The 24,848-nt window shown below is 40.6% G+C and carries 28 protein-coding genes; 15 read left to right on the top strand and 13 right to left on the bottom strand.

Translation table 11 applies throughout. From position 1 onward, the window contains the following. Positions 1-557 precede the first annotated feature (557 nt). From D1970_RS08595 to D1970_RS22265, 3 genes are all read left to right on the top strand, one after another. The gene (locus D1970_RS08595) at positions 558-740 is read left to right on the top strand and encodes a hypothetical protein (protein WP_310648615.1); all 183 of its coding nucleotides are present in this window, start codon (positions 558-560) and stop codon (positions 738-740) included. 22 nt (positions 741-762) lie between these two features. Continuing rightward, a complete protein-coding gene (locus D1970_RS08590) occupies positions 763-1,014 on the top strand; it encodes a transcriptional regulator SplA domain-containing protein (protein WP_119112458.1) in 252 nt (83 codons plus the stop codon). 637 nt (positions 1,015-1,651) lie between these two features. Beyond that, positions 1,652-1,789, top strand: a complete 138-nt coding sequence (locus D1970_RS22265) for a hypothetical protein (protein ID WP_181213232.1) — start codon at positions 1,652-1,654, stop codon at positions 1,787-1,789. A gap of 77 nt (positions 1,790-1,866) precedes the next feature. On the opposite strand, the gene D1970_RS08580 is transcribed toward D1970_RS22265, so the two are convergent. Both D1970_RS08580 and D1970_RS08575 read right to left on the bottom strand, forming a co-directional pair. Continuing rightward, on the bottom strand, positions 1,867-3,066 hold the full coding sequence (locus D1970_RS08580; protein ID WP_119112456.1) for an MFS transporter: 1,200 nt from the start codon (positions 3,064-3,066) through the stop codon (positions 1,867-1,869). A 126-nt stretch (positions 3,067-3,192) separates the two neighbouring features. Next, the gene (locus D1970_RS08575; RefSeq protein WP_119112455.1) at positions 3,193-4,041 is read right to left on the bottom strand and encodes a formate/nitrite transporter family protein; all 849 of its coding nucleotides are present in this window, start codon (positions 4,039-4,041) and stop codon (positions 3,193-3,195) included. 323 nt (positions 4,042-4,364) lie between these two features. Here D1970_RS08575 and D1970_RS08570 point away from each other — a divergent pair, with 323 nt between their 5' ends. After that, positions 4,365-5,036: a Crp/Fnr family transcriptional regulator gene (locus tag D1970_RS08570; protein WP_119112744.1), complete on the top strand. Its 672-nt coding sequence runs from the start codon at positions 4,365-4,367 to the stop codon at positions 5,034-5,036. A 1-nt stretch (position 5,037) separates the two neighbouring features. Here the strand turns inward: D1970_RS08570 and D1970_RS08565 are convergent, their stop codons facing one another. Further along, on the bottom strand, positions 5,038-5,412 hold the full coding sequence (locus D1970_RS08565) for a hypothetical protein (protein WP_119112454.1): 375 nt from the start codon (positions 5,410-5,412) through the stop codon (positions 5,038-5,040). A 141-nt stretch (positions 5,413-5,553) separates the two neighbouring features. Between D1970_RS08565 and D1970_RS08560 the strand changes: the two genes are divergently transcribed. Beyond that, positions 5,554-6,153 carry an SCO family protein gene (locus D1970_RS08560; protein WP_119112453.1) on the top strand — a complete coding sequence of 200 codons (600 nt, stop codon included), beginning with the start codon at positions 5,554-5,556 and terminating at the stop codon, positions 6,151-6,153. A 40-nt stretch (positions 6,154-6,193) separates the two neighbouring features. Here D1970_RS08560 and D1970_RS22260 read toward each other — a convergent pair whose 3' ends face one another. Continuing rightward, positions 6,194-6,337, bottom strand: a complete 144-nt coding sequence (locus tag D1970_RS22260) for a hypothetical protein (RefSeq protein ID WP_181213231.1) — start codon at positions 6,335-6,337, stop codon at positions 6,194-6,196. A 328-nt stretch (positions 6,338-6,665) separates the two neighbouring features. Here D1970_RS22260 and D1970_RS08555 point away from each other — a divergent pair, with 328 nt between their 5' ends. Next, positions 6,666-8,264, top strand: coding sequence for an ABC-F family ATP-binding cassette domain-containing protein (locus D1970_RS08555; RefSeq protein WP_119112452.1), 1,599 nt, complete (start codon positions 6,666-6,668; stop codon positions 8,262-8,264). A gap of 53 nt (positions 8,265-8,317) precedes the next feature. Here the strand turns inward: D1970_RS08555 and D1970_RS08550 are convergent, their stop codons facing one another. Continuing rightward, on the bottom strand, positions 8,318-8,449 hold the full coding sequence (locus tag D1970_RS08550) for a YuzL family protein (protein ID WP_119112451.1): 132 nt from the start codon (positions 8,447-8,449) through the stop codon (positions 8,318-8,320). Between the two features lie 108 nt (positions 8,450-8,557). On the opposite strand from D1970_RS08550, the gene D1970_RS08545 reads away from it, so the two are divergent. Continuing rightward, positions 8,558-8,806 (top strand): YkuS family protein, encoded by a 249-nt coding sequence (locus D1970_RS08545; RefSeq protein ID WP_119112450.1) that lies wholly within the window; start codon positions 8,558-8,560, stop codon positions 8,804-8,806. Positions 8,807-9,003: 197 nt separating this feature from the next. Then, on the top strand, positions 9,004-9,657 hold the full coding sequence (gene modB / locus D1970_RS08540; RefSeq protein WP_119112449.1) for a molybdate ABC transporter permease subunit: 654 nt from the start codon (positions 9,004-9,006) through the stop codon (positions 9,655-9,657). 40 nt (positions 9,658-9,697) lie between these two features. On the opposite strand, the gene D1970_RS08535 is transcribed toward modB, so the two are convergent. After that, a complete protein-coding gene (locus D1970_RS08535; RefSeq protein ID WP_119112448.1) occupies positions 9,698-10,864 on the bottom strand; it encodes a D-alanyl-D-alanine carboxypeptidase family protein in 1,167 nt (388 codons plus the stop codon). 205 nt (positions 10,865-11,069) lie between these two features. Here D1970_RS08535 and D1970_RS08530 point away from each other — a divergent pair, with 205 nt between their 5' ends. The 3 genes from D1970_RS08530 to pflA all read left to right on the top strand — a co-directional run bounded on the left by D1970_RS08530 (position 11,070) and on the right by pflA (position 14,946). Then, entirely contained in the window at positions 11,070-11,519 is a 450-nt protein-coding gene (locus D1970_RS08530) for a cupredoxin domain-containing protein (protein ID WP_119112447.1), read from the top strand. A 383-nt stretch (positions 11,520-11,902) separates the two neighbouring features. After that, positions 11,903-14,128: a formate C-acetyltransferase gene (pflB, locus tag D1970_RS08525; protein WP_119112446.1), complete on the top strand. Its 2,226-nt coding sequence runs from the start codon at positions 11,903-11,905 to the stop codon at positions 14,126-14,128. 77 nt (positions 14,129-14,205) lie between these two features. After that, positions 14,206-14,946 (top strand): pyruvate formate-lyase-activating protein, encoded by a 741-nt coding sequence (gene pflA, locus D1970_RS08520; protein ID WP_119112445.1) that lies wholly within the window; start codon positions 14,206-14,208, stop codon positions 14,944-14,946. A gap of 273 nt (positions 14,947-15,219) precedes the next feature. Here the strand turns inward: pflA and D1970_RS08510 are convergent, their stop codons facing one another. Continuing rightward, positions 15,220-16,800 carry a cation:proton antiporter gene (locus tag D1970_RS08510; RefSeq protein ID WP_119112443.1) on the bottom strand — a complete coding sequence of 527 codons (1,581 nt, stop codon included), beginning with the start codon at positions 16,798-16,800 and terminating at the stop codon, positions 15,220-15,222. A 294-nt stretch (positions 16,801-17,094) separates the two neighbouring features. Then, positions 17,095-17,484, bottom strand: a complete 390-nt coding sequence (locus tag D1970_RS08505; protein ID WP_119112442.1) for a hypothetical protein — start codon at positions 17,482-17,484, stop codon at positions 17,095-17,097. A gap of 656 nt (positions 17,485-18,140) precedes the next feature. Between D1970_RS08505 and D1970_RS08500 the strand changes: the two genes are divergently transcribed. Further along, positions 18,141-18,836, top strand: a complete 696-nt coding sequence (locus D1970_RS08500; protein WP_119112441.1) for a Type 1 glutamine amidotransferase-like domain-containing protein — start codon at positions 18,141-18,143, stop codon at positions 18,834-18,836. Between the two features lie 177 nt (positions 18,837-19,013). On the opposite strand, the gene D1970_RS08495 is transcribed toward D1970_RS08500, so the two are convergent. Then, a complete protein-coding gene (locus tag D1970_RS08495) occupies positions 19,014-19,628 on the bottom strand; it encodes a hypothetical protein (RefSeq protein ID WP_119112440.1) in 615 nt (204 codons plus the stop codon). 102 nt (positions 19,629-19,730) lie between these two features. Next, a complete protein-coding gene (locus D1970_RS08490; protein WP_119112439.1) occupies positions 19,731-20,045 on the bottom strand; it encodes a hypothetical protein in 315 nt (104 codons plus the stop codon). A gap of 197 nt (positions 20,046-20,242) precedes the next feature. On the opposite strand from D1970_RS08490, the gene D1970_RS08485 reads away from it, so the two are divergent. From D1970_RS08485 to abc-f, 3 genes are all read left to right on the top strand, one after another. After that, complete coding sequence (locus D1970_RS08485) at positions 20,243-20,524, top strand: hypothetical protein (RefSeq protein ID WP_142921005.1); 282 nt, start codon at positions 20,243-20,245, stop codon at positions 20,522-20,524. 29 nt (positions 20,525-20,553) lie between these two features. Next, the gene (gene yidC / locus D1970_RS08480) at positions 20,554-21,327 is read left to right on the top strand and encodes a membrane protein insertase YidC (RefSeq protein WP_119112437.1); all 774 of its coding nucleotides are present in this window, start codon (positions 20,554-20,556) and stop codon (positions 21,325-21,327) included. 378 nt (positions 21,328-21,705) lie between these two features. Further along, complete coding sequence (gene abc-f / locus D1970_RS08475) at positions 21,706-23,403, top strand: ribosomal protection-like ABC-F family protein (protein ID WP_119112436.1); 1,698 nt, start codon at positions 21,706-21,708, stop codon at positions 23,401-23,403. A 91-nt stretch (positions 23,404-23,494) separates the two neighbouring features. On the opposite strand, the gene D1970_RS08470 is transcribed toward abc-f, so the two are convergent. From D1970_RS08470 to D1970_RS08460, 3 genes are read right to left on the bottom strand one after another with little or no spacing between them, the layout of a single operon-like run. Further along, a complete protein-coding gene (locus tag D1970_RS08470; protein ID WP_119112435.1) occupies positions 23,495-23,851 on the bottom strand; it encodes a fluoride efflux transporter FluC in 357 nt (118 codons plus the stop codon). Further along, positions 23,848-24,228, bottom strand: a complete 381-nt coding sequence (crcB, locus tag D1970_RS08465; RefSeq protein WP_119112434.1) for a fluoride efflux transporter CrcB — start codon at positions 24,226-24,228, stop codon at positions 23,848-23,850. Before crcB ends, D1970_RS08470 begins: the two co-directional genes overlap by 4 nt. 27 nt (positions 24,229-24,255) lie before the next feature. Continuing rightward, on the bottom strand, positions 24,256-24,843 hold the full coding sequence (locus D1970_RS08460) for a GNAT family N-acetyltransferase (RefSeq protein ID WP_119112743.1): 588 nt from the start codon (positions 24,841-24,843) through the stop codon (positions 24,256-24,258). Positions 24,844-24,848: the final 5 nt, after the last annotated feature.

Below are 24,848 nucleotides of genomic sequence, written 5' to 3'. Positions count from 1 at the left end.
GACAAACTCTTAACCTGGACTTCCCTGCATCACCACAATCAAGAACTACGCTTGGCAAGTTCCCGTTGCTCATCCAAGGAGTATCCATGTTTTTTAGGAAAAAAGTTTCTTTCCTGCGTATCTTCCTCATAGGCAGGAGATCCGTTTTTTTCTGGTGAATTTGTCCGCTTTCATTCAAACCCTGCTGCTTAAAAGATGGAAAGAATAGCTAAAATACAGTGTAGATGGAATTTTCTTAATAGCAGTAAGTTCTCGTACTGTTATCAAGACTCTTTCAAAACCACCCCTCCTACAGAATAATTGCTTGATTGCCCCACCATGGAGAGTAAAGGAATTAACGTTTTCTCGTTCACTTTACGGAACGAGCACGTATGGTTGAGCCTCCTAAAATGTCGGTTATTTCTTTGTTTATCCTTTACACCCTTATTATAGCACGATGTAAGTGCTTACAATGGCCCTGTTGTGTCTAAATGGTGACGTTTTCACAAGATTTAAATATTTTTGCTTGGATAAGTTAACGTCAAACAACAAACACTCTCTATAAGGAGTTGATAACTGTGAAAAAAAATGACCGGCTTACTAACGCACCAGAAAATACCGAAATAACCATCCATACTGGTGACACCATGCCCAACAAAAAAAACACACCAGGGGATTCTGTTGCAAAACACAAAGATCTTGAAATGGCAAACCTTATCCTTACGGGCGATGAAATCCGCCAGCAGAATGAAAATCTTTGAACATTAAAGGAGTTTATCTTCTATGGATACAATCAAACCGGACGATTTAGACTGCGGTGATGAAGTGTTCGTGATTTATCACAACCCCCATGTTCCGACAGTTGCAACCGTTAAAGCGGCAGAGGTAGTAACACATCCTAAAAATCCAGATGCCCTTGCATTATTTATAAATGAAACTTTCCATGTCATTGAAGAAGACGACGCATTTTTCGCCAGTGAACAAGCAGCCCAATCTGCTTACGACGAAACTTTGGGAGGCAGTCCGGAAAACTGATGGGCTGTCCTCCCTTTGGGAAAATATTAATTTTCAGGAGTAAGCGGCCAGATAAATGCTTTTTTTCTGGGCACAGTAGTGTAGAATCGGACTTTCTTCAAGATAGTTTTCGGGAATAAAGGCACAAGCTGCTTCTAATAGATTTCCGCATTGGCCCTCTGCAGTCTCCAGATTTTATGATGTATGTCCCCCCGGAACAGCTTATTCCCCCGCTTTGTCGACAGTAGTGTTCCGTCAGCCAGCCTTCAAGCGAATCTTGCTCAGCGGTAAAAACATTTGTTCCCGGTACATACTTTGCCTGAAAGCGCATTTCCGAGTCACCTGTGAAACGGCGGGCACCCTCCAAAATAAATTTATCACCTTTGTATGGCGATAAGTCACCTTTCTTAAATGGCAAGAAAAATAACATCTTCCCATATCTGCGTCATTAGCCACTGCATATTAGGTAAAGGAAAAGGCCTATGATGCTGAACCTTCAATTCGCTATGCATTTTATTTTTCTCCTGTCATAGTACTGCTCCTGCTATTCCCTATTCGGTCTAAGGCAAATCTAATAAGTATCCTAATAAAAGCTGGTTTAAAATCGACGTCTTCGGGAAAATTAAACAAGCTATATTGATGGGAGGACTGATCAGAAATGAAAGTCTTGACAGCTTCTTCAAAACTTGTTTATGGCTACGCATTGGAAAGAGGATTTGTCTATTTGAAAAGGGGAACTCTTTCTCCAAGCAAAATTGTTTCGTCTGGCAGGATCCCATTTAGTGAATTACAATAGGATAGTTTTTTGTTTTGAATAGTATGTAGGTAAATAACAATAGAAAAAACAGCCTGGAACTTCGCAGGCTGTTTTTTCTATTTTGAAGCAATGTGTTGTGCAAGGACTTCTTTTCCTGCTTTTACATCTTCTTTTTCTTTCTTTATTAACCATAAAGTCAATAGAACACCTGCACTTGTCATGACTGCGAAAAACAAGTAGATTGAATATATGCTGTAGACCTCGAAAATCATTCCGCCAACAAATGTGAAAAACCAGTTACCAAGGCCATTTCCGATTGCAGAGTAGATTGTTACTGCTGTTGCGGTAACCGCCACTGGAGTTACCTGTTTCACATACTGGAGCCCTGCAGGAATAAATAAACCGAGGGAAAATCCTTGAACGACAGAAGAAATATAAATAATGGAGAGATCTGGCTGTGTGAAATAAAAGCTCCACCGAAGTAACGACACCAGGCCGCCTATCGCAGCAACTTGCAGAAGACCAATTCGATTAATCAAGAAGCCCGCTGCCCGCATAAAAGGAATCTCTGACAGAACAGCAATTAAGAAGGCAATTCCAATCCCAGTATAGGTTCCTCCCCTATCTTCAAGAAAGAGCCCGAAGTAAAAGTTGTTCGCTAAATTGGGGCCGAACACCAAAAAAGTAACAAACATAAACACAACAAATTGCTTGATCCCCAGAAGCTCTTTCATTCCTCCCAGCATCTTCGTGCTTCCACTGCTGTTTTCCCTCGGGAATCTCAAGGAGATGATAGCTGCAAGGATAAGTGTTATAAAAAAAGCATAGAAAATGGCCTGAGGATTCCACTCAGAAAGCCTGCCCATGACAAACACTGCCAACCCAAACCCTAACGAACCAAAAAGCCGAATGTTTCCGTAATTGATTCTTGCTTTTCCGGAAAATTTGAGCGAAATGCTGTCTGACAATGGGATGATGGCACTTTGAAAAACACCAGTCATGACTGCGACAAAGAGAAGCCAGTAATATTGCCCAAATATAAGATATCCTAGACCGAATATACCCGCCAAAGCAGTTGTAATCGTAAGCACACGATTATGAGCATTTTTAAGATCAGCAACCATGCCCCAAAGAGGCTGGAAAAAGATCGTGATAACAGGCCCAATTGAAAGCAGTGTTCCAATTTGATAGCCATTCAGCTTTTCAACTTCACTTAAATATACACTGAGCAAGGGAGCAAGACTCCCAAACCCGAAAAAGGCAAAAAGGTAAAATCCCTGTAATAAATAGAGTGTTCTCTTATCCTGCTGTTTCATCCGGTGTCCTCCTGAGGTGGTAACATAATAGATTTATATTTTACCACCAATTTGGCAGGAAGAAGAAATATTTCCGGGTAAAAGTACCGGCAAGAGGAATATTTCCATTTTTCTGAACTAAAGACTTTAAATTCCGCTGCGTCTTGACTGTATTTTCTCCGTTCTTGGCGCACCCATAACCATGTTTGACTTCTTGAACTGTTTTACTGGCTGGCCAAGGGACGCAAGATATACATAGACTGTCCCAACGAAGAATCCTCCTCCAATTATATTGCCTGCCGTAACAGGAATGAGATTGTGGACAGCACCATATAATGTGATGGAATCAGGGTGTGCTGTAAGAAGCCCAATTGAGAATAGGACCATATTAGCTACACTATGTTCAAAACCTGAAGCAACAAAAGCAAAAACCAATAGCATTGTGACCGCTATTTTTGCTCCATCGCCTTTGACATGATAAGGAATCCACACTGCAAGGCACACAAGCCAGTTGCAGAGAATGGCCCGGAAAAAGAGCTGAATAGCAGGGGCATGCATCTTAAGTGAAGCTGTATCCATTAAATACTGGGATTTCTCCGGATCACCAAATAATCCCGATAGTGCAATCAGAGAAGCAAAAAACATGGCGCCAATTAAGTTTCCTGAATAGCAGGAAAGCCAGTTTATCAGCAATTCCTTTACTGAAGTAATCCTTTTCAAAGTACTGATTGTAAAAATCATCGTGTTTCCGGTAAATAATTCTCCCCCACCATATATGATTAAGATGAGGGCCATACCAAAAAATATGGAACTCATCAACGAGGTAGCTGGAGAGTGGACATCATAAAATCCCTCCCCAATCCTGAAAGAAACCATCGTACCAAAGCCAACGTAAATTCCTGCCAAGATTGCCCTTACCATGTACTGCGATTTGGATAAATATAAAATATTACTCTTCTTTTCTGCTGTTTCAACAGCAATTTTTATTGAATCCATCTTGTTGTTCCTCTCGTAGCAAATGTGAAGTTTTTCACATGAAATGATATACTGTTATCATAACCTCACACGATCCTCTTGTTAAGCCTGTTAAATTGAACGAAATTCGACAACTTATTAAGCGTTTTCAAGATTTATATAATTGATACCTTACGCCTAAGCTTGCCAACACTATCATGATTCTGGTTTTCTCATATATTTAATTGTTCACATTTTCTCTATTGACCTGTTGTTTACATTTCTTTTTAATGAGGATATAGGTGAAATTGCCTGAATATAGAGGTGGCTTAATTTTGGAGAACCAAGAAAATGCTGGATCACTTATGTATGAACTCGAAGAATTGTTTAAAGTATCCGACAAGATTGTAAGCTTGGAGAAAGGCACCTTTTTGTTCCATGAGGGGCAGCCTGCAAAGGAAATGTATATCCTATTATCCGGCAAAGCCCATGTATTCAAAATGAATGCGGAAGGAAAAGAACTGTACCTTCGCCTTTGCAAGAAAAACGATATTGTCGGTGAACTAACATTATTCACAGTTGACCCCCGCTATTTATTTAATGTGCGGATGATTGAAAGCGGAAAAGTAGCTGCCATTAACATCGAAGCGCTGGAGCGGGTATTGTTTAACAACGGCAGACTTGCTGCAGAGTTTATGAAATGGATGAATGATCACATCCGCAAAACAATCACTAAATTTAGAGATCTTGTTCTGAACGGTAAGAAAGGAGCCCTCTATTCCACATTGATCCGCCTTTCCAACAGCTATGGCGTACAAAACAGCGGTGGAATAATGATTGATGTTGCACTTACCAACCAGGACCTAGCAAACTTTTGCGGAACAGCACGTGAAAGCGTCAGCAGGATGCTGGGAGAGTTGCGGAATGAAGGAATCATCAGCATTTCCCGAAAGAAAATCACCATTCATGATCTTCAGTACCTGCGAACAGAAATTGACTGTGAAAACTGTCCAACTGAATTTTGCAATATTGATTAATTCATTCATTTGTCTCTTTGTAAGGAAGTGTCTTACCATTTACAATCACTGTTATCTCAGGTTCCCTGCTCTGACTGCTTTGCTCAGTTTTTCCTTTTTCCTTTTTTTCAGAAAAAGTGCTCCCGATATGAAGTGTCCCATTCAAATCCTTAATATCAAGTGATTTCAAATGATAATTCAATTCTTTCAGAACGGGCTGGTTCATTGTGATTTGCCCAATGTGAATATGCAATTCCTGACTGGAGAGTTTACTGATTTCTGCTTCCATTGAGGACACCAGTTCGGGCAACCCCTCAAGTTTAGCAAGAGCTTCAGCTATTTCAGACAACTTTGACAGGAATTCATTTGCTGCGGCGTTTTGTTCTTCACGCTCCATGCTGCACCATTCCCCTACCCTTTTTTACAAACTATGAAGTGCTGGGAGCATTTATGTTGCAGTCAAATGTCTCGTTTTTCGGCTGTCATTTAGTAAAAAAAGGATTTAATCTTAAAAATGAATAAAAAGGAGCAACGAAAAATGAAAAAAGTGTACATAATCAGTGCCATTATTGTTTTCATTGGAATCTCAGCAGGGATTTCATTCTTTTTGGCCAGGGATGCCCAAGCAAAAATACCTGACAAAATCGAGCTTGTGAACCAAGATGGTGAATATTTTAAGTTTGGGGATGCCAAGAAGAAACTGAAACTTGTGGAATTTATATATACGCATTGTCCGGACATTTGCCCAACTACCACCCAGAAAATGAACTTGCTTCGGAAGGATTTGGAGAAAGAAGGGGTTTTCGGAAAAGACATTCAATTTATCACTATTACAATTGACCCTTACAGAGATCAGCCTGACGTGCTTAAAAAATACATGCATGATTTTGAAGTAAAAAATGATGGGAATTGGCAGTTCCTCACAGGAAGACCACAGCAGATAAAAGAAGACCAGAAAAAAATCAAGGAAGTGGCCGATACCTTTAAATTCCAATATCGTGATCCTGGAAACGGCTTCTATGTACACAGTTCCTTCACTTACCTAATCGATGAAAATAATCAATTCATGAAAAAGTTCCCAATGGGTGAAGAGTTTGATAAAAATGAAGTGTTCGAAGAAGTCATGGACGAATTATAGAAAACGAAAAGAAGCGGTAAGAGTTCATTCTCTTACCGCTTTATAATGAATGTGAATTCACTGTGGTAGGATGTTTTTCACTTTGTTTCAGGGAGAAAAACTCGGATTTTGGCTTGGTGAAGCTGACTTTAATCCCTGATTCTTTTAGTCGGTTTACAAACTCAACCAGCTGCTTTTTAGCCATCTTAAAAACTCCTTTTACTACCTGTTTGTCTACCATTTTACAACATAAAAATGAAAAATGTGTGAATACAAGCAAAAAAATTGACAATTTCGAAGAAAATTCATTGCTATCCTTTTAAATTCGCGATATTTAAACAAAATGCCTCCTGCTTCGCGTTCCTGTTCCTATTTTTTTACATTTCTAAACAACCATTCTTTTCGATTGCCCTTTTCCGTCCTTCCCTCAAACAGAAACGTAATTTAGGACAAAACGGCATTTTTCTGAAAAGGTCGCGATGTTTTCACAAACATGATATAATTTTATGCATATTTCTTTATGGAGGCTATTCATGATCACAGTAAATAATGTCGGCTTAAGGTATGGCGACCGAAAGCTGTTTGAAGATGTAAATATTAAATTCACACCGGGCAATTGTTATGGCTTAATTGGAGCCAATGGTGCAGGAAAGTCAACTTTTCTCAAAATACTTTCTGGAGAAATTGAACCGCAAAGCGGAAACGTCGCCCTTTCTCCAGGTGAGCGCCTTACAGTCCTTAAACAGAACCACTTTGAATATGAAGAGGTTGAAGTGCTTAAAGTTGTTATTATGGGCCATGCAAGACTATTCAAGATCATGCAGGAAAAAGACGCTATCTACATGAAAGCGGATTTTACCGATGAGGATGGAATGAGAGCAGCCGAACTGGAAGGCGAATTCGCTGAATTGAATGGCTGGGAAGCTGAATCTGAAGCTGCGATCCTATTGAAAGGTCTGGGCATAGGTGAAGATTTGCATGACAAGAAAATGGCTGATATCAGCGGCGGAGAAAAAGTGAAGGTCTTACTTGCCCAAGCGCTGTTTGGCAAACCTGATGTTCTCCTTCTTGACGAGCCTACCAACCACCTGGACCTTAAAGCCATTCAGTGGCTCGAGGAATTCCTGATTAATTTTGAAAACACAGTAATTGTCGTTTCCCATGACCGACACTTCCTGAATAAAGTTTGTACACATATTGCGGACCTGGATTTTGGAAAAATTCAGCTTTACGTTGGAAACTATGACTTCTGGTATGAGTCAAGTCAGCTTGCCACAAAATTGGCACAAGATGCAAACCGGAAGAAAGAAGAGAAAATTAAAGAGCTTCAGGCATTCGTCGCTCGCTTTAGCGCAAATGCATCCAAGTCGAAACAGGCTACATCCCGAAAAAAACTGCTCGAAAAAATATCTCTTGATGATATTAGACCGTCATCCCGTCGCTATCCTTATGTCAATTTCTCCATGGAACGTGAAATAGGCAATGACCTCTTGCGTGTTGAGGGCTTATCAAAAACAATTGATGGCGTAAAAGTCCTGGATAATATCAGTTTTATCATGAACAAAGATGACAAGATTGCCCTAGTTGGGAAAAACGAACTTGCCAAGACAACTTTGTTTAAAATTCTTGCGGGAGAAATGGAACCTGACAGCGGTTCGTTCAAATGGGGCATAACAACTTCCCAGGCCTACTTTCCTAAGGATAACTCCCAATATTTTGAAGGATCCGAAGAGACGCTCGTTGATTGGCTCCGCCAGTTTTCACCAAAGGATGACAGCGAAAGTTTCCTTCGCGGTTTCCTAGGAAGGATGCTTTTCTCCGGTGATGAAGTAACGAAAAAGGCCAGTGTTCTTTCCGGAGGAGAGAAGGTACGGTGCATGCTTTCAAAAATGATGCTTTCCGGCTCCAATGTTCTTCTCCTTGATGAACCAACAAACCATTTGGATTTGGAATCTATCACTGCATTGAACAACGGATTGATTGCGTTTAAGGGAGCGATGATCTTCTCCTCCCATGACCATCAATTCATCCAGACAATCGCAAACAGAATTATCGAATTGACTTCAACCGGGCTTATTGATAAACAAATGAGCTATGATGAATATCTGGAAGTCCAGCAGATGCATGCATAAATAAATTGAATAAGCCAAAAAACAACAAAGCACAAGCTTTGTTGTTTTTTAGTTCAATGCTTTTTGGTTTTCTTCCGAGAAGATGCCTTTTGGCGTCCGGCGGATTCTGATTCAGTCGTTCCTTGGCCCTCGACGTTTGGAGAGCTAAGTCCGGTTGTTGATGGATCATGCTTTCGCTTTGACATGCTAACACCTCCCCGCTTACTTTTTCAATTTTGGCGTGGATTTATTCTAGGCCGGAAAGTATAAAAATGCTTTCAAAGGACAAGTTACAAAAGGAGGAGGTGTTACGGATGCCAAAAGTAGGAGTGGAACAATCCTTATCTAATATTTCTGAGGCGCTTCGACAAAAAGGATTTGATGTGATCGACCTTAGAAAGGAAGCAGATGCGAAAGACTGCGACTGCTGTGTAGTATCGGGACTTGACTCCAATGTCATGGGTATGCACGAGGTCGTGACTGCCGGTTCTGTTATCGAAGCAAATGGACTTTCTGCTGACGAAGTTTGCCAGCAGGTTGAAGAAAAAACAAGTCACCAATAATAATGAGCAGACTGCCTATGAAAGGGCAGTTTTTCTTTTTCCCCCTATTTTTAGGCTTTTTTTACATCCCGCTATATTTACAGCTCTCTTTTCGATATAATATATTCGACTATATCAGCGTGAATTTGCTTTGTAAAAGTAACTAATACTTCTGTGCGGTATTGTTAAATACGTTTTTTGCATTGGATTGATTTTTAATGAAAGATAATTTTTGGTCTCCTGTTATACTTTCCCTTCAAACCGCAAGCGTTGCACTGCCGGTCGTGTTCGTACTAGGAATTATAACTGCGAGAATTATGGCCCGAAGAAATTTCAAAGGAAAAGTGATCATTGAAACAATTTTGCTTCTCCCGCTGGTCCTCCCTCCCACGGTAGTTGGTTTTTTACTTATTATATTTTTTGGAGGGAACAGCATTGTCGGCAAAGGAATTGAAGCATTATCCGGCGCACCTGTTATGTTCACTTGGTCAGCAGCGGTTATTGCCTCTTCAGTCGTAGCTTTCCCGCTCATGTACCAGTCTGCCAAAACAGGGTTTTCATCCGTTGACAAAGGTGCCGAGGAAGCAGCCAAAGTAGACGGTGCTAGCGAACTGAAAACATTTCTTTACATAACACTCCCTCTCTCCGCCAGAGCCTTGGTGGCGGGAGTGGTATTAAGCTTTGCAAGAGCACTCGGTGAGTTCGGAGCGACGCTGATGTTCGCGGGCAATCTCCCGGGAAAAACACAAACAATACCAACGGCTATCTATATTGCTTTTGAATCAGGGAATATGGACACCGCCTGGCTGTGGGTAACAGTAATGATTGCCATTTCCTTTGTCATGCTTTTTGCGGCAAATCTTCTAAAATAAAAAACCATGGAATGTTCCATGGTTTTTTATTTCAGAGAATTTACTTGAGTCTATTCCTGGATTTCCTCAACTTTCTGTTCAGCATCCAAAGATATAGCGTTCCAATCATTACAGCCCCCGCTACACAATTGCCAGCATTGAAGATGCTGCTTTTTTTTGTTTTTTCCTCTGTAATCTGCTTTGCAGCAGTCCCCTTCTTGAGTACCTCTTCCAGTTTGACGGACTGAACGATTTGCCCCTCACGATCCTTAATCTTCAAAATGCCTTTGCCATTAAGCTTTTGTTCCGCTCCCGACAAGGGTTCGGTGATAAAAACAGATTCATCCGCAATAAACATTTGATTTTTTTTCTTAAATGAAGTTCCCGCTTCAATTTTAGATGTTCGAAAATGATGAAATCCATAGTCAAACAAAGTGATGGTATCCTCATAAATCTCTTTTTTTGTTTCTGCTTTAAGCAAAACCGCAGTCATTTTTATTCTTCCATTATCGGCTGCAGTTGCCAGCGTCTGCTTGGACTCATCGATAAAACCCGTTTTCCCTCCGGTTACATATTGATAAGGAATCTCGCCAAGAACCATTTTATGATGGCTTTTTAATACGGTGTTCCATTCTGCCCCCGTCCAGGGAAGTTCCTTTATTCCAAACAACTCTTCGAAAAAGGCGTTCTTTTCTGCATAATTAACAATTTCCCCTAGATCACGGGCGGTTGTATAATGTTCAACACTATACAGGCCGCTAGGATTTGAAAAATGCGTATTTTCCACTCCAACTTTTTCTTTTAGGTATTTGTTTATGTTCACGGAAAACTGCTCGACTGTCCCATCCAGATGCTCTGCAACCGCAATAGCCGCGTCATTCCCTGAGTTCACCATCATGCCTTGGAGGAGCTTTCTTAACTGTATTTTTTCTCCCTTAGCGAGATACACTCGCGTCCCCTCCACATTGGCCGCATTCCCAGATACTATGACAGTATCATCGAGATTACCACTTTCTATTGCGTAAATCGCAGTCGCGATTTTGGTAAGGCTTGCAGGGTTCATTCGTTTATCCGCATTTTTTTGATAAAGGACAGTCCCCGACTGAGAATCCATTAGGATTGCCCCCTCGCTAGCCACTTTAGGCTCGCCCTTTTGTCCGGCTGATGCTGATGCTGCCCCCGCAAAATAAAATAGCAATACGACGTAAATTGCCGCTTTTCTAATCAATGGCTACACTTCCATTTTCAAAATGTATTTTTAAAAATTTTATCAAATGATCATTCTTTTATTCCGCAAGACACAAAATTGTTATAAATATGAAAAAAATAATTTATAACATGCACGAAAAATAATCGACGTCCAAAATTTATAGACAAGTTCACTCCCCTTCCTTGCATATAAATAGTATTAAGATGAAAAAGGAGGAAAAACCATGCATTTCCTTGTAATAAAGAAAAAATTACTTGCAGTAGTTGCTGTCCTCGTCCTTCTCCTTTCCGCTATTACGTGGCTGCTGTCTACACCTGATTCCTCTCCTGCCACAACACAAGATAAAGGAAAGAATATCAGGGACATCCACATGGTCACAGGGGAATTTAAATCAAAGACAGCTGATGGAAAAGAAATTGAAGCTTACCGCTGGGATCCAGGGATAATTTTTCTGGATAAAGAGGAAATGGTTCGCCTAAAAGTTTATGGAGTCAATGGAGAAGAGCATCCTTTTACGATTGAAGGCACCAGCATTAAAGGTATGGTGAAAAAGGGACAGGAAACAGTCGTTCCTTTGCAATTCGAAAAGGAAGGTGTTTACAGACTGATTTGTTTGACCCATCCCAGCAAGGAAAACAGCGGGCCAATGATAGCGTATATTGTTGTTGATTGAACATTTGCAGTGCCAGGAACCTGGCGCTGCCTTTTTTATGTTCAGTTCCCCTCCCTAGTCCATACAATTAAAATCACCATCCCTTATTTTATTCACAGAAATTCCATAACAATTTTTATAAGATGGCAATAGTGTTTGATATACTTTTATTAATCCCATTTTCACCTGTTTTATATAACAGGTATTGTGTTTCTATCATCCATTATAGTACAGTTTATTTTTTCTTCTTTCTTACCTAAAATTACCAAAGTTAAAAACGTTGGTTTTACAGGATTGTTCGATCGTTCACAAATATGTAACACTAAAACTGTTATAGTCATAGTAAGATGTAATTGTAGTAACTGTTGTATATATAATAAATCAATTTTTGAGGTGAATTAATAATGGATCAGTGGAAAGGCTTTAGTGGCGGAACTTGGCAAAAGGAAATTAATGTCCGCGATTTCATCTTAAACAATTTCACACAATATAATGGGAATGACGAATTCCTAGCGGACGCAACAAAAGCAACAAACTCTCTTTGGGACAAAGTCATGGAAATGACAAAAGAGGAAAGAAATAAAGGCGGCGTCCTAGACATGGATACCGAAATTGTTTCAACAATTACTTCCCATGGCCCTGGCTATTTGGACAAGGAGAAAGAAACTGTTGTCGGAGTCCAGACAGATGCTCCGTTCAAGCGTTCCATGCAGCCGTTCGGCGGCATCAGAATGGCCAAAGCAGCCGTGGAAGCATACGGCTATGAACTAGACAAAGAAGTAGAAAAGATTTTTACGGATTTCAGGAAAACACATAACCAAGGTGTCTTTGATGCTTATACAAAAGAAATGATCATGGCGCGGAAAGCAGCTATTATTACAGGACTTCCCGATGCTTACGGACGCGGACGCATCATTGGCGATTACCGCCGGGTAGCGCTTTACGGTGTTGACTTCCTGATGGCAGAAAAGAAAAAAGATCATGAATCAACAAGCAAGATTATGGTGGAAGATACAATCAGACTGCGCGAAGAAATTTCCGAGCAGTTCCGTGCTCTTGGAGAATTGAAAAAGCTTGCCCAAAGCTACGGCTTTGACATTTCCCGTCCAGCAGCAAATGCTCAGGAAGCTTTCCAATGGGTATACTTTGCCTACCTTGCAGCCATTAAAGAACAAAATGGTGCTGCAATGAGTTTAGGAAGGGTTTCTTCTTTCCTTGACATTTATGTTGAACGTGACCTCATGAATGGTCTTTTGACTGAAGAAAAAGCCCAGGAGCTTGTTGACCACTTCGTCATGAAGCTACGCCTTGTCAAATTCGCAAGAACACCTGACTACAACGAACTATTCAGCGGAGACCCTACATGGGTGACTGAATCAATCGGTGGAATGGCTTTGGACGGACGTTCACTCGTTACAAAGAACTCTTTCCGCTTCCTGCACACTCTTGACAACCTTGGTCCTGCACCAGAACCAAACTTGACTGTACTCTGGTCAAAAGACCTACCTGAAAACTTCAAGAAATATTGCGCGAAAATGTCTATCAAGACAAGCTCCATCCAGTATGAGAATGACGATGTCATGCGTCCTGAATGGGGAGATGACTACGGAATTGCCTGCTGTGTATCAGCGATGGAAATCGGCAAACAAATGCAATTCTTCGGTGCACGCGCTAACCTTGCAAAAGCACTGCTTTATGCAATCAATGGTGGTGTCGACGAAAAGCTGAAAATCCAGGTAGCTCCTCAATACACCCCTATTACTTCTGAATATCTTGACTATGACGAAGTGATGGCTAAGTTTGACAACATTATGGAATGGCTTGCAGGTTTGTATATCAACACTCTTAACATCATTCACTTTATGCACGATAAATACAGCTATGAGCGGATTGAAATGGCGCTTCATGATACAGAGATTCTCCGCACAATGGCTACTGGCATTGCCGGCCTAAGTGTTGTGGCAGATAGCCTCAGCGCCATCAAATATGCTAAAGTTAAGGTTATCCGTGATGAAGATGGCGTTGCCGTCGACTTTGAAACAGAAGGCGACTTCCCGAAATACGGAAATAATGATGACCGCGTCGACAGCATTGCTGTTGAAATCGTGAAGACATTCATGAAGAAGCTTCGCAAGCATCCGACTTACCGTGGATCTCAACATACAATGTCTATCCTTACTATCACTTCAAACGTGGTATACGGAAAGAAAACTGGGAACACTCCAGACGGACGCCGTGCAGGTGAACCATTTGCACCGGGAGCCAACCCTATGCATGGACGTGATACAAAAGGAACATTGGCTTCCCTTTCATCAGTTGCCAAGCTTCCTTATGCATATGCGCTTGACGGAATTTCCAACACCTTCTCGATCGTACCAAAGGCACTTGGAAAAGATGATGACAGCCGTATCAATAATCTTGTTTCGATCCTTGATGGGTACTCAGTCAAAGCTGGCCACCATCTGAACGTGAACGTGTTCAACCGAGAGACATTGCTGCATGCGATGGAGCATCCAGAAGAGTACCCGCAGCTTACTATCCGCGTTTCCGGATATGCTGTAAACTTCGTCAAACTGTCTCGTGAACAACAGCTAGATGTTATTAACCGGACTTTCCACGAAACTATGTAAGAAATAAATCATTAAAATTAAACAGGGCATCCCTCTCGCTAGGCTGCCCTGTTTCTTCTTTGGAGGGAGCAAACATCATGATTGGAAACATACATTCTATCGAAACCTTTGGCACTGTTGATGGACCCGGAATCCGCTACGTGGTCTTTACACAAGGCTGCCTTCTTCGCTGCCAGTTTTGCCATAACGCAGATACTTGGGAAATCGGTGCAGGAAAACAGATGTCCGTTTCTGAGATTATTGATGATTTGAAAACCTACCTCCCTTTTATTGAATCTTCAGGCGGTGGCATTACCGTCAGCGGCGGTGAACCACTGCTCCAGATTCCGTTTTTAACGGAGCTGTTCAAGGAATGTAAAAAGCTTGGGATCCATACAACCATCGATTCTTCAGGCGGATGCTATTCATCCAATGCCCATTTCCAGGAACAACTGCAGGAGCTTTTGAAATATACTGATTTGGTATTGCTCGATTTAAAGCATATTAACCGAAAAAAACATATGAAGCTCACCGGAATGCCAAATGACCATATACTTGAATTCGCGCGTTTCCTTTCCAGCGAGAGAGTCCCTGTTTGGGTCCGCCATGTCCTTGTCCCTGGGATAACCGATGATCTTGATGATCTTTCAGGACTAGGCCAATTCATTGGAACACTGAAAAATGTCAAAAAGGTTGAAGTCCTCCCCTACCACAAGCTAGGAGTTTATAAGTGGGAAGCTTTGGGACTTGAATATCCTCTCAAAGATGTTGAACCGCCAAATGAGGAAACAGTCGAACTGGCATTGGGAATGCTTACAGCTCACGTTAACTACCTATAAAAAAAAGTGCCGAGTCTTAGCAAGTTTTGCTAGGGAAACGGCACTCTTTTTTGTTTTAGCCACGTTTTCGGATAGCTGTGTAAATTTAATTTGCTTGTTTCGGTGATTTTTTTCCAATTTAGACGTTCCATTTTCCAGTTTAGCCATTTCCTCAGTCCTACTAATCTGTTTCACCTAACGATAACCTATATACGGCATCACCTTATCAAAACCTAGCAGTCCCTATAGGAAGGCTGCAGCGGGAAGCTTATTCATTTGCTGTTTTCATTATTATTAATGCGTATCCCCTTTTTGTTTCACGAGTCCTGAAACAATTTCTTCTCTTTCATTCTCAGCTGTCCTTGCTGAAATAATCTCATCCCTTTCAAGCTTTTCAATCGCTTCATTTTCTGCATAGAGAACATGTTTTCTGAGCGTGTCCAGCTGCCGATTCTTTATCGAAGGTTCCCTCGAGAACAGTTCCTCAATTTTCTCCTTTGTATCCTTTATTTTATAATTATATTCGGCAAGTATTTCCCTCGTCGCTGGTTCTGACGCGTACAGCCTTGACTTCATTCTATTGATTTCTTCAATCGCTGTTTCATACCTGTTAAGCTTTGCAATTAATCCCTCATACTCTATATCCTCTTCTCCCCTGCTGGTAATTCCCAGTAAGCGGATGAATGGTTTAATTGTAAGACCTTGAACAACCAGGGAAAACAAGACAACGCTGAAAGCGAGGACGAGCACTTCTTCCCTTGCTGGAAAGTCCCTTGGAAGGCTCATAACTAAAGCAATGGATAAAGAACCTTTTAATCCGCCCCAGTTAAGGATGTGCAGCCACATCGGCGGAAAATTCCTGATAAATGCCATACTGATATAGACTGCAGCACTTCTGGCTGCCAAAACAATGACAATGGCTGCAAAAATCATTCCCCATTTATCATGGATATCAATTCTTGTTATTTCAAGGCCCACCATCAGGAATACAATCGAATTGGCAAGGTGGGCTGCTACATCCCAAAAATTATGGATATTGAGCTTTGTTGTCGGGCTCATCCCTATTCGAGCCCCGTAGTTTCCAAAGATAATAGCAGCAACGACTACCGCAATGACCCCTGATGCATGAAAATGCTCGGCCGCCAAAAAGGATCCATAAAACAAGATCATGCTGAAAATAATTTCGAGTGGGTAATCGTCATAGAGTCTTGTCAATTGTGAAAAAGCATATCCCAACACTCCCCCTGCTATCAGGCCGAGTGAAATCACCCTTACAAAGTCCCACAGGCCCATCCCTAAGCCCTCGAAACCAGCATCTATATACTTGATAAGCGAATATGCTGATATGTTGAAGAGGACGACTGCAAGCCCGTCATTGAACAAGCTTTCTCCTTCAATGACAATCGCAAGCTTCTTCCTGACACCCAGTGTTTTAAAAATGGATAATACACTGACTGGGTCAGTCGCACTCATCAGGGACCCAAATACAAATGCTGCTGCAAGCGGAAGATCGAGAAAATGGCGGGAAGCAAAACCTGTGACCAGAAAAGAAATAAGTGTCCCTCCAAACGCAAGTACGAGGATAGGCTTTTTATTCTCTTTTAAATGGCTGTATGGAAGTTTTAATGATGCCTCGCCCAGTAAAGCTGGCAAGAAAAGAGTAATGATGACGAAGTTGAAAATTTCCCCCTCTGTTATGAATTTTTTTACGGGTTCCAATATTGGGATATTCATCAATCCGATTAAAGCACCGACAATTACAAGCGCGATCGGATAAGGCTGTTTTAGTTTTTTCGCTATCGCGGTTACTCCTGCAGCCAACATAATCAATATAAGCACCAATTGAAAAGTATTGTGCAAATCTATTTCCTGCACAGGTATCACGCTCCGGTCTTGTTAATTATTTTACTGTTATTCCCTAAGCTTCTTCTTTTTAACTCATAGCCTGACCCTTTTTGCGCAATACAAGAGACTTTCTTTTCCAATGTACTATGTTAAATAACTCAGTTGATATTTGAAAATAAATAAAAAGACCATCAATAGACAGTCTTTTTCTCCAACTAACGCTCTCCGTTACTGCATTTATGATTCATTTTTTTATCCAGTTCTTCATATCATTATGAAGATAAGTGCTCGGTAGATCTGAATTTGTCTCTCCCTTTAGTATAATCAGTTTTTCATATACTTTATTCTTTTCCAGCCATCAGGTACACTTAGCCAAAATGCAGGTGTTAGACATTTACTATAACCTCTTGCTTTAGATAGATCATTTACATAATCCTTTATTTCATCATTTATTGTTTTAATATTACTTGGAAAATTATCGTTGTAGTTTAATTCTTGAAACTTCTCAGCAGGTATCTCAAACATTTCAAACTCATATCCCATCTCACTATACCAGCCATTATAGAAATCACTTTCTGGTCCTCCCATTCCGTGAGGGCAGCCAAATTGCTTTTCATTTCTATCTGAACAATGACACCACCAAGTCACACTTTCAATAGCTACGTTCATCTTGGTAAGATTTTCCATTATATTTATTGGGAGTAATGATATCAATGTAACCACTACCCACTGGTTCTGTCTTATACTTCTCCATTAACATTCAATTTCACTCTGTTTCCTTCCCGATTTCCTTGTAAATATTCCAAGTATTTCATTTTTGACATCATCCCTTGTTCTATTCATCTGAGTCGAAGTTTAAAGAAAAAAAACCTTTGGCAAAATTCATATCGTTATCTCCTATTATTATGTTACCAAATTACTGAATTGATTTTTATCTTCAAACTTTAATAAACGTGATATTTTAGTTCTAATCTTTTGTTTCTATTTTCTTTTAATGGGATCATTAGTTGAACTTATCATTAACTAAATGGTGTAGAATGGAATTTATTAACGTTCTTCTTAATTATATCAGTACGAAAACAAATGGATTTCCAACAATTTTCAGGTATCGTGGATATCGATGAGACCTTTTAGAGAATGTTTTGTCCTTTGAAGATAATAATTTTAATTTTAAATAAAGTTCACTCCTCTAGGAAATTTCAAAATTTTATTTACCCGATAGTTACGAGAGAGTATGAAGAGTCCACAATTTCTCATAATAAAAGCAACGTTAAAATAATCTATTAATAAGTTAGCTTTTAGCTACTTAAGGGAATTTAGTTTAAAACAAATCGACTATATTATACTTAATTCCGAAAGGATGTAGGATGATGAGACAAATAATTGCACTAGGAGGAGGAGGATTCTCTATGGAGCCTGAGAATCCTCTACTAGATAGGTATATACTTAGTCAGTCTGATAAGACAAATCCTAAAGTTTGTTTAATTCCTACTGCAAGTGGAGACTCAGATAGTTACATAACTAGATATTATCACTTCTTTAAAGAACAGAATTGTCAACCCTCCCACTTATCATTATTTAAACCACCAACCAGAGATTTAGAGAGTTTTTTATTAGAGAAAGATATTATTTATGTTGGTGGCGGAAATACCAAAAACTTATTAGCCTTATGGAAAGAATGGGGCCTAGATCTTGTTTTGAGAAAGGCTTGGGAACAAGGAATAATACTAGCTGGGATAAGTGCAGGTTCCATTTGTTGGTTCGAAGAAGGGATTACTGATTCATATGGTGATGGACTAGAACCATTAAATTGTTTGGGTTTTTTAAAGGGCAGTAATTGCCCCCATTACGATGGAGAGACAGACAGGAGACCCTCCTATCATAAATTGATAGCTTTAAACAAAATAAAACCTGGAATAGCTACTGATGATGGAGTTGCTATTCATTACATAGAGAAAGATGCATGTAAAATTGTAAGTTCTAGACCTAGTGCTAAGGCATATAAAGTTTATTTTGATAAGCAAGTTAAAGAGGTAGAACTTGAAACTGAATTTTTGGGTTCTTAATAAATAAGGATGACGTTGGTCTCGATGGATTAACGTCATTTTATTTCATCATTTTGATAGCTGAATTAATTGAACTATAGAAGTAAAATAGTACGCATTATATGAAGAAGAATGCTTGATACTTTTTTCTAAACGCTGTTTTCGTAATGTTTGTTGTTTTTGGCAAGGGAAAAACTTTTATCTAAACAATCTTAGTTGTTTTGACAGTTCTTCCCCTTTTTCTTGGATTCCAAGGCACTTATGTAAACGAATTGGTAGAATACACGTTATTCTTCCTGAGTCTACAAGAGTAAATTCTTCTTGGTTGGTATAGCCTGAGATTTCTTCCCCTATCATAGCTAATTCAAAGGGGGAATGGTTATAAATGGTTTCAGCTATTCTTATAAGTATCTCATCAACTTTAGCTAACCAGGTGTTGAGTTCTTTTGTTAACGGATATTTATAAGGATAGAACTGTTCCAGTGTAGCTTGTGGTATTGATATATCTAACCAATCTGATTCACCCTCGATTTTTATGACAGAAATCAAACACGGCAAGGTATTTCCATCAGACAGAATTAAGGTCCCATAAAATGGATTTACTCTTTCATCATCAATGTTTATAGGTAATGTAATTGAATTCAATTGGAAGTCTTGTCGTTCTTTCCAAAGCCCATTGAAGAATTTGAAATTTTGTAATGCAATAAGTGCTTGATTCAATCTCTTATTATCTCCAACTGGGTGAAACTCGATTGAAAGTTCATAGAAACCGCCAAACCAATGTTCGGGGTTAGTAAATTCACTAAAATTCAATATTTCTACCTCCATTTTTAGTAGTTCTTTAAAAATAGACTAAGCTTTCCAATAAAAAGAAGCCAGGAAAGGATTCCTTGGCCGGCAATTCTTCTTCAAAGCTTAAGCCATATCAATAGACTGGCGGTATTCAGGCTCACAGTTAATGCAAATCGGTGTTTCATAATCTTCCGTATTGACATCTGCCTCATTGTACTCTATCCCGCAAAGCGAACATGTCACCATATCATCTTCGGTAACGGCAGCTTCGGAGATGGAATCATTTACCTTTAATTCTCCAACCCAAATCCCGGTAATATGTCCCATCTCAGTATCCGCATACTCCAGGGCAGCCTCATATGTTTCCCATACTCCCTGGTCCCACAGCATCTCATCCGCTCCGCCGGAGTTAATCATCAATCCATATACTTTACTCATGTCAGGTCCCCTTTCTTAAAGCAAGATAATCTTGCTTATGTTTAGCCCTTTTTCGCCAATTCGAAACTAGCGCGGAACTTTTCCCTGCCTCATCCGTATAACAATGAATGTGATTGCTTCTTAACCGGGATTGAATTATACTCTTATCATTGGTCTTTTGAAACCAATGCTTGATGGCTCACTATGAGGTGACTTTATTGTTGGAATTTTATATTCAAAACTATGATTTTACTACTGTCTATACTTTATATATTACGTTTCTGTTAAGCGTATCGCTGAGCGTGTTCTGGCTCGTTGGAATTGAGCTTCCATTTATTCAGTCTTACCTGAAAAAATTAAGCTTCCAGCTGTCGCCTTCAGACTTCGCTTTCAAGTGTAATTCTGATTTAAATCTTGATATTCATCTCGTATTATTGAGGCGCGTACGTATGAAAATAAGTACGGAAGATGACGCAGCACATTTTTCTCCAGCTACCTAAAAAACGATCACAACACCAGGAGGAGAAAAATGAAAAAGAAACTTTATTTAGCCATGATGCTACCGGCATTCATGTTTTTATTAACGGGATGCCAATCCAATGGAAGCGACCCTTCGTTTTTCCAGCGGACTTTCGTGGAACCATTTACAAAGCTTATCCATTTCTTTGCCGAGGTTTTCGGCGGCAGCTATGGAATTTCCATTATCGTCATCACGCTTCTGATCCGCCTAATCCTAATGCCTTTAATGCTCCGCCAATACAAGGCACAGCAGAAGATGAAAGGAAAAATGGAGCTTTTCAAGCCGGAAATGGACAATATACAGAAAAAGCTGAAGCAGACAAAAGATCCAAAAGAACAGCAAAAGCTTCAGCAGGAAATGATGGCTCTTTACCAGAAGCATGGAGTGAATCCTCTGCAAATGGGATGTCTTCCTATTTTGGTCCAAATGCCAATACTCATGGGCCTCTACTATGCCATCCGAGGTTCAAAAGATATTGCTGCACATTCTTTCCTTTGGTTCAACCTGGGACAGCCTGATATCCTGATTACCATAGCAGCAGGGATTATCTATTATTTGCAATTCAAGGTGACACAAGCCAATTTGCCTGAACAGCAAAGGAAGCAAATGCGGTTTTTCGGCCTGTTATCACCGCTAATGATTTTGATGGTATCCTTCAATGCACCTGCAGCCCTCCCACTCTATTGGACGGTAGGCGGTTCATTCCTGATCTTACAAACCTTGATATCGAGAAGAATTTATAATGAGAAGCAGGAAAATGTCGAAGAAAAAGCAAAAAAATGATGCAAAGACCCGAAGGTAGCTTCGGGTTTTTTTGTCATGTGTGCCTATTGACTTATATAGTATATTGGATATATCCTTAAAGAACATAAACCGAAGGGAATGGTAAAGGGACAATGAAAAACTAATCCTGTATTCCGACGATTTTTCAATATTTGAAAAACCGAGCGCCTGAAGACAGGATTAGTCTGCCCTTTTGCCATTTTATCGAAAACGGGAAACTTGTGCCCTTCACTTATGAAAGGCTTATTTGCCTCCTTCCCGGAATCTATAGGCATATTCTTTTTGAGCAGACCCTCTTTTAGGCTTTCGCCAGGGGGTTTTTTTCATGGACAAATAACACTTCTTTTATTTTTTAAATTTTATAAAGAGGTGGTATATATGTTATTGATAAAAATAAATGAAATCAAAAAAACTTATGGAAACCGGGTTGTACTTGATCATGTCAGTTTTGACATTCAACGCGAGAGCCGAATTGGAATAGTTGGACACAATGGGTCTGGAAAAACGACTCTTGCCAACATTTTAGCCGGAATCCTTCGTGCTGATAAAGGCACCATTGACTCGCCGAGTACAGACATAAAGATAGGGTATTTAAGACAGAGTATGAGAGATAATGATCCTTGCTTGCCTGATGAAGAATCAATGTTCGAAGGAGAAGTTTTTGAGCATACAGGCAGGCTTGGTATCGGAAAGCTCGATATATGGGATGACAGCCGTCTGTCATCTCTAAGCGGCGGAGAGAAAATGAAAGTGGCCTTGGCGAATATATGGTCCTCCAGCCCAGATCTACTTATTCTCGATGAGCCGACTAACCATCTTGACGAAAAAGGAATCCACTGGCTTGTCAGCGAGCTGAACAAATATTCCGGCGCTGTTCTCATCATTTCTCATGATAGGTATTTCCTTGACCAGTCCGTTTCAAGTATTGTCGAAATTGAGGATGGCAAATCCGTAGTATGGACAGGAAATTACACACGATATCATGAAGAAAAAGCGAAAGTGCTGGAGGCAGCGAGGCAGGAATACGAAATCCAACAGCGACACAAAAAGAAAATAGAAGATCAGATGGCCAACCTCCGCAGCTGGTCGGAAAAGGCTCATAGAGATTCGACAAAGCAAGGCGGATTTAAGGAATTTTATCGTGTAAAAGCAAAAAAGCTCGATAACCAAGTGAAATCAAAACGAAAACGGCTAGAACGGGAACTTAAACAAAACACCATGCAGAAGCCTAAAGAGCAGCAAGAAATCCGTTTTCAATTTAAGGAAAGAACGCGCCATGGAAAAAGGATCCTTGAAGTAAATAACCTTGGGAAGAAATTTGGGAAAAGGATATTGTTCTCTGATAGCTCATTTTATATCACGCACGGGGAAAAGGTGGGAATTGTTGGTGATAACGGCAGCGGGAAAACGACCCTGCTGAATATTCTTCTTGGAAAGGACCAAGTTTTTAGCGGGGAAATCTGGTTGAGTGAGACATTGAAGGTTGGATATCTAAGCCAGGATGCAGATGATTTCGATGGCCAGAAGAGTGCGCTAGAACACACAGGTTTAACTGACAGGCAAAAACTTACTGATGCAAGAACCGCCTTCGCCAGTTTAGGCCTTGACGATGCGAAAATCACATGCCCGGTAGGCCAGCTTAGCCTTGGCGAACGGACACGGGTAAAGCTCCTGTGCATGATGCTGGCGAACGCAGATATATTGATTCTAGATGAGCCGACGAACCATCTTGATCTCTCCAGCCGGGAAGAACTTGAAAAAGCATTATCTTCATTCCCCGGTACAATTCTTGCTGTTTCCCATGACCTTTACTTCCTGAATAGGATAAGTGAAAAGCTTCTTGTTATCGAGAACTGCAACATTAAGCGAGTAGAAAGAGGATTTAAGGATTACAGAGGGAAACAGGAACCAGCTCCTGGAAAGAAGGAAGAAGATCTGCTCCTGCTCCAAAACGAGATCTCAGCACTGCTGGGCAAAATCAGCCTAGCCGACAAAAACAGCAAGGAGTATATTGAAATGGATAAATCCCTGGCACAATTGATGGAGCAGCAAAAACGCATCCAAAGGAATAACTGATAACAAGTAAATCTTCAAAATTATGCCTTTATAAAAAACCTTCCGCTCTTGCCGTTTGCGGAAGGTTTTTTGGTAGCTTAGAATGCTTATGCTACTTCATTATGATGGTCCCAAGCCAATACCCAAAAAATACAGCGGAAAGTCCGCCGGCATATGTAACCGCTAAATAGATCATTCCTATTTTATGCTCCCTGGAACTAAAGAGCCTTAATAGATCCACATTGAGCGTCGAAAAAGTGGTAAAGGCACCCATAAATCCAGTGCCCGCTAGAAGATACAGCGGCCCTCCGATCTTCGTGCCCGCAAGGAGTCCAAGGAGCAACGAACCAAAAAGGTTTACCGTCAAAGTCCCAACTGGAAACCGCGGCCCTCCCAGTTTGTTTTGAATCCAATACCGGCAGACTGCTCCCACACACCCGCCAAGGGAGACTAAGAGTACTGTTTTCAATACTTTCCTTCCTCCTCCTGGCGCATCTTTTTCTTACCAGCGTGATATCCCAAATAGGCTGCTGTCAGCCCTCCCACTCCGCTTATCATCATATAAGAGGCAGAAGCCATTAGCCTCCACTCCTCCAACAGCCTTAAGGAATCGAGACTGAAAGTAGAAAAGGTAGTGAATGAACCGAGAATTCCAGTACCGATGGAAACAGTAAGTACCTCTGGCAATGCTTTTCTTTCTACCACTCTCGCTGTAAACCAACCGAGAATCAGGGAGCCTGATAGATTGACGGCCAATGTCGAAAATGGTCCAGCAACTAAAAGCCCCGCACCATACCTCAGCAGGCTTCCAATGATGCCTCCTACACCAATGCCAATATAATTCATTCTTCAACCAATCCTTTACTGTTTACACTATTTTTTTATCTTAAGCCTACTGTTGAGCCTTTCTTTGACCTGCGGCCATTCGTCAGGAAGGATGCTGAAATATACCGTATTTCTCGCAAACCCATCCGCCAGTATTTTATCTTTCCGAAGGACTCCCTCTTTAACTCCGCCAATCCGTTCAATTGCCCTCTGAGACCGAATGTTTCTTTCGTCCGTCTTTAAACATACCCGATTCATCTTCAACTTTTCGAAAACATGCTCCAGGAGCAGCAGTTTGCACTCAGTATTTACCCTTGTCCTCCAGAACGCTGGATTATACCATGTCCAGCCAATTTCAAGGCTGCGATTTTGAGTCGAGATATCCAGATATCTTGTGCTGCCAATGATTCTACCCGTTGAGCGTTCCACCACTACAAATGGAAACTGGAGCCCTTTTTCCTTTTCTGCCAACGCCTGTTCCACTGCAGATTCCATCTCACTATAACTGCTGATTTTAGTCGCCATATGAGTCCAAATTTGGTCAGGTTTTGCAGCTTCCCACAAGCCAGCAATATGATTTTTTTCCATGGCCACAAGCTGAACAGTCTCCCCATTCAATACATTTTCAATCTTCATTTTAT

The sequence above is a fragment of the Mesobacillus zeae genome (assembly GCF_003570705.1).
Taxonomy (GTDB): Bacteria; Bacillota; Bacilli; order Bacillales; family Cytobacillaceae; genus Mesobacillus_C; species Mesobacillus_C zeae.
Note: the sequence above shows the minus strand (reverse complement) of the source record. Positions and strands in the feature narration are given on the sequence as shown.

Excerpts from the sequence above, each read along its gene's own strand:
- D1970_RS08590 (WP_119112458.1), top strand. The coding sequence starts at position 763 with ATGGATACAATCAAACCGGACGATTTAGACTGCGGTGATGAAGTGTTC.
- D1970_RS22265 (WP_181213232.1), top strand. The coding sequence starts at position 1,652 with ATGAAAGTCTTGACAGCTTCTTCAAAACTTGTTTATGGCTACGCATTG.
- D1970_RS08580 (WP_119112456.1), bottom strand. The coding sequence starts at position 3,066 with ATGAAACAGCAGGATAAGAGAACACTCTATTTATTACAGGGATTTTAC.
- D1970_RS08575 (WP_119112455.1), bottom strand. The coding sequence starts at position 4,041 with ATGGATTCAATAAAAATTGCTGTTGAAACAGCAGAAAAGAAGAGTAAT.
- D1970_RS08570 (WP_119112744.1), top strand. The coding sequence starts at position 4,365 with ATGTATGAACTCGAAGAATTGTTTAAAGTATCCGACAAGATTGTAAGC.
- D1970_RS08565 (WP_119112454.1), bottom strand. The coding sequence starts at position 5,412 with ATGGAGCGTGAAGAACAAAACGCCGCAGCAAATGAATTCCTGTCAAAG.
- D1970_RS08560 (WP_119112453.1), top strand. The coding sequence starts at position 5,554 with ATGAAAAAAGTGTACATAATCAGTGCCATTATTGTTTTCATTGGAATC.
- D1970_RS22260 (WP_181213231.1), bottom strand. The coding sequence starts at position 6,337 with ATGGCTAAAAAGCAGCTGGTTGAGTTTGTAAACCGACTAAAAGAATCA.
- D1970_RS08555 (WP_119112452.1), top strand. The coding sequence starts at position 6,666 with ATGATCACAGTAAATAATGTCGGCTTAAGGTATGGCGACCGAAAGCTG.
- D1970_RS08550 (WP_119112451.1), bottom strand. The coding sequence starts at position 8,449 with ATGTCAAAGCGAAAGCATGATCCATCAACAACCGGACTTAGCTCTCCA.
- D1970_RS08545 (WP_119112450.1), top strand. The coding sequence starts at position 8,558 with ATGCCAAAAGTAGGAGTGGAACAATCCTTATCTAATATTTCTGAGGCG.
- modB (WP_119112449.1), top strand. The coding sequence starts at position 9,004 with ATGAAAGATAATTTTTGGTCTCCTGTTATACTTTCCCTTCAAACCGCA.
- D1970_RS08530 (WP_119112447.1), top strand. The coding sequence starts at position 11,070 with ATGCATTTCCTTGTAATAAAGAAAAAATTACTTGCAGTAGTTGCTGTC.
- pflB (WP_119112446.1), top strand. The coding sequence starts at position 11,903 with ATGGATCAGTGGAAAGGCTTTAGTGGCGGAACTTGGCAAAAGGAAATT.
- pflA (WP_119112445.1), top strand. The coding sequence starts at position 14,206 with ATGATTGGAAACATACATTCTATCGAAACCTTTGGCACTGTTGATGGA.
- D1970_RS08500 (WP_119112441.1), top strand. The coding sequence starts at position 18,141 with ATGAGACAAATAATTGCACTAGGAGGAGGAGGATTCTCTATGGAGCCT.
- D1970_RS08490 (WP_119112439.1), bottom strand. The coding sequence starts at position 20,045 with ATGAGTAAAGTATATGGATTGATGATTAACTCCGGCGGAGCGGATGAG.
- yidC (WP_119112437.1), top strand. The coding sequence starts at position 20,554 with ATGAAAAAGAAACTTTATTTAGCCATGATGCTACCGGCATTCATGTTT.
- abc-f (WP_119112436.1), top strand. The coding sequence starts at position 21,706 with ATGTTATTGATAAAAATAAATGAAATCAAAAAAACTTATGGAAACCGG.
- crcB (WP_119112434.1), bottom strand. The coding sequence starts at position 24,228 with ATGAATTATATTGGCATTGGTGTAGGAGGCATCATTGGAAGCCTGCTG.
- D1970_RS08460 (WP_119112743.1), bottom strand. The coding sequence starts at position 24,843 with ATGAAGATTGAAAATGTATTGAATGGGGAGACTGTTCAGCTTGTGGCC.